Source organism: Protofrankia coriariae (genome assembly GCF_001017755.1).
Taxonomy (GTDB): domain Bacteria; phylum Actinomycetota; class Actinomycetes; order Frankiales; family Frankiaceae; genus Protofrankia; species Protofrankia coriariae.
Window position 1 is genome coordinate 27,063 of record NZ_JWIO01000018.1, and the last position, 799, is coordinate 27,861.

General features: G+C 72.7%; 2 protein-coding genes (1 of these 2 running past the window's edge). Both read right to left on the bottom strand.

Going from position 1 to position 799, the window contains the following annotated elements; all coding sequences use genetic code 11:
• The coding region (locus FrCorBMG51_RS31195; protein WP_047223387.1) for an oxidoreductase at positions 1-580 on the bottom strand (580 nt) is incomplete at its 3' end.
• Between the two features lie 162 nt (positions 581-742).
• Positions 743-799 carry the 3' portion of a mycofactocin system FadH/OYE family oxidoreductase 1 gene (locus tag FrCorBMG51_RS12985; RefSeq protein ID WP_047223371.1) on the bottom strand. 2,211 nt of this gene lie beyond the right edge of the window, so 57 of the gene's 2,268 nt are visible here — the last part of the coding sequence; its start codon lies off the right edge, out of view; the stop codon is at positions 743-745.

Here is a 799-nt window from a genome sequence, read left to right on the forward strand (position 1 = left end):
CGCCGTAGGCGTCGGTGCGCCGGTTGGTCGCCGGGGAGAGGAAGCCGCGCACGATGGACGAGTGCGAGCACTGCAGTTCGACGCCGTCGAAGCCGCCGGCGACGCAGTGCTCGGCGACCAGCCCGTAGCCGTCGACCACTTCCCGGATCTCGTGAAGCTCGACGGCCTTGGGGACCTCGCGGAACAGCGGGTCGGGCACCGGGCTGGGCGCCCACACCGGCAGCCGCGAGTACATCGACGATGCCTGGCCGCCGTTGTGGTTGATCTGGGCGAGGATCGGCACGCCGTGCGCGTGCACCGCGTCGGTGATCCGCCGGTAGCCGGGGATCACCTGCGGGTTGAACCCGTGGATGAGCTTCTCGTACGGCCAGTCCGTGGGATGCGTCGAGTGCTCCTCGGTGATGATCATCCCTGCGCCGCCCGCCGCCCGGGCCGCGTAGTAGGCCACGTGCTGCTCGGAGGGCAGGCCGGCCCGCGCGTAGTTGGTCAGGTGCGCCGAGAAGACCACCCGGTTGTCGACGGTGAGCGGCCCGACGCGTAACGGGCTGAACAGGTACCGGTAACGGCTGGTGGCACTCATGTCGCCTTCCTGGGTGCGGGCTGCCGGCTGGGCGCGGGCGGCCGTCCGGGCCCCGGTCCGTACGGCCGCGTAGCCGCCGGGCGAGGAGCCGCCGGACATGCGGCCAGCGGACGAGGAGCCGCCAGGCGGGAAGCCGCTGAATGAAGGTCCATCGGAGGTGGCCTAACCGCGGCGTGCCCCGGCGAGCGGCCGGGACGCCGGCGGGCTCGTACGGCCGCC